Raw genomic sequence first — 1,997 nt, 5'->3', positions numbered from 1 at the left:
CTCGACAGCCGTAGGGGTCGATGCCTGCCGAAGCTATACGGATTAACCGACGTGTCCTGCTGCAATGTTCTATTGGTGCGCCAGGCCTAAAGCAGCCATTTGCGCAGCCGCAGCAAAATGGCGCTTTGTCCGCCTAGGAGACCTTGGTGCTCGCTGCAGCTAACGTCTTCTTTGAGCCCTTTGCGGACACCCAGAAACAGCGCGGTGAATGCAATTGCAGAAAGTGAGGTTAGCACTCAAGCCGCCAAGAGAATTCTTAGTTCCCCGCCTGAGTCAGGACCACGACTTTCCCCAAATGTCGCCCGCTTTCCAGATAGGCATGGGCCTCGGCGATATCCTCCAACGCGAAGCTGCGATCGATTTTCGGAACCACATGACCTGCGGCGATGCCCTTGTTGAGGAAGTCCTGCGCCCGGCTCAGGGCCTCCGAATCGTCGGTCACCTCGGTGTAGTAATAGCCACGCAGAGACAGGTTCTTGCGCAGAGCGAGCTTCAGCGGGAAAGGCGTCTGGTCGGGGCTCAGCGCGCCGTGGATGACGATGGTTCCACGCGGGCGCATCGCTTCGGCGATCTGTGCGACCTGAGGGCCGCCGACAGCATCGAAGGCGGCGTCGATGCCATCCGGAGCAGCCCGGGCGAGGCCTTGGGCCAGGTCTTCACTTTCCATCACGATCACCGCTTCGGCCCCGGCCTCCAGCACCGGCTGGCGCAGGCTTTCGCTCAGGACGGTCGCGATCGGGTAGGCTCCGACCGTGCGGGCAATCTGGATTGCAGCCAGCCCCACCGTGCTGTTTGCCGCGGTGATCAGCACGTGCTGGCCTGCGCGGATCCGGCAGATCTCAATCAGCGCGCCGTAGGGCGTGACATAGGACATCCAGAGTGCGGCGGCCTCTGCGTCGTCGAGCCCTTCCGGGCAAGGCAGGATACGTGAGGCCGGAACATTGACCCAGTCGGCGCAGGTGCCATGTTCCCCGAGCGGCGCACCGGGCACGACGCAAACCCTGTCGCCGCTTTGGAAACCGCCGACGCCTTCGCCAAGCCCCGTCACCCGGCCAGAGGCCTCGAAGCCGAGGCGCGAGGGCAGTTCCGCCTTCTCGATATAATTGTTGCGGCGGAACATGACGTCGGCGCGGTTCAGGCCGATCGCAGAGACCTGGATGCCGATCTCGCCGGGGCCGGGCGCCTCGACCGGGATATGGTCGATGTGCAGCACTTCTGGGCCGCCGATGGCGTGAACCCGCACGACGCGATCCTTGGTTTCGGTCATTTTTTCTCTCCGTATCTGCCGGATGCAACCATACCGAGCCTTACCGCAGTGGTCGACCTGCCGGGCCGACGGGGCCGCAGCATTTGGACGTTGCGCCGTAAGCTTCATGGGCGGCCAATCAGTTGGTCCTCGGTCATGCGGAAAAGCTCGAGGGTCCAGTCGATGAAGGCGCGCACCTGCGGGGCCAGATGGTCTCGATTGCGGCTCTTGCGAGGGACCAGTAGCATCTGTTGCGATGCTCTAACCTATCTGCCGTTCATCGAAGGTCAGCAAAGTCCGCCCTGCCGACCTTCATCCTCCGATGATGCTGCGCGATGGACGAATGGCCGGTCTAGTGAAGCTGCACCGCGGCGATCGGCAAGGGATTGAACGGCAGGTCAGGGCCGAAAGCACCAATAAGTGCCAACTCAAAAGTTGCCGCGATCCCCGTTGCTAAGGGTTTTGATAGATTTATTGACCCGATTTAATCCGTTTTTTGGAGCGCACTTAGACTTTAATCCTTTCAAGCTCCTTCAGCACCGCATGCACGGCAAGGCCTTTCTCAGTTAGCCCGTAGGTCACCTTGGGCGGAATGGTATTCTCCTGTTTGCGCCAAACCAGCCCATCGGCTTCCAACTCCCGCAGGCGGGTGGTCAGCACCTTGGGAGAGATGCCGGTGATCTGGCGTCGCAACACACCGAAGCGGCAGGCACGCTGATCGCCTAACACGTAGATCACATGGGTTTTCCAT

The 1,997-nt window shown here is 61.2% G+C and carries 3 protein-coding genes; all 3 read right to left on the bottom strand.

The window, feature by feature from the left end; genetic code table 11:
• Nucleotides 1-256: 256 nt before the first annotated feature.
• Nucleotides 257-1,267 carry a zinc-dependent alcohol dehydrogenase family protein gene (locus ACGYLD_RS17300; protein WP_394403359.1) on the bottom strand — a complete coding sequence of 337 codons (1,011 nt, stop codon included), beginning with the start codon at nucleotides 1,265-1,267 and terminating at the stop codon, nucleotides 257-259.
• A 104-nt stretch (nucleotides 1,268-1,371) separates the two neighbouring features.
• Nucleotides 1,372-1,494, bottom strand: coding sequence for a hypothetical protein (locus tag ACGYLD_RS17295; protein WP_394403357.1), 123 nt, complete (start codon nucleotides 1,492-1,494; stop codon nucleotides 1,372-1,374).
• Between the two features lie 259 nt (nucleotides 1,495-1,753).
• On the bottom strand, nucleotides 1,754-1,997 hold a 244-nt coding region (locus ACGYLD_RS17290), incomplete at its 5' end, for a winged helix-turn-helix transcriptional regulator (protein WP_394403355.1).

The sequence above is a fragment of the Sulfitobacter sp. 1A12056 genome (assembly GCF_043558125.1).
In the GTDB taxonomy this organism is placed as follows: Bacteria; Pseudomonadota; Alphaproteobacteria; order Rhodobacterales; family Rhodobacteraceae; genus Sulfitobacter; species Sulfitobacter faviae.
The sequence above is the reverse complement of the archived record's forward strand: the minus strand, read 5'-3'. Positions and strand labels throughout refer to the sequence as shown.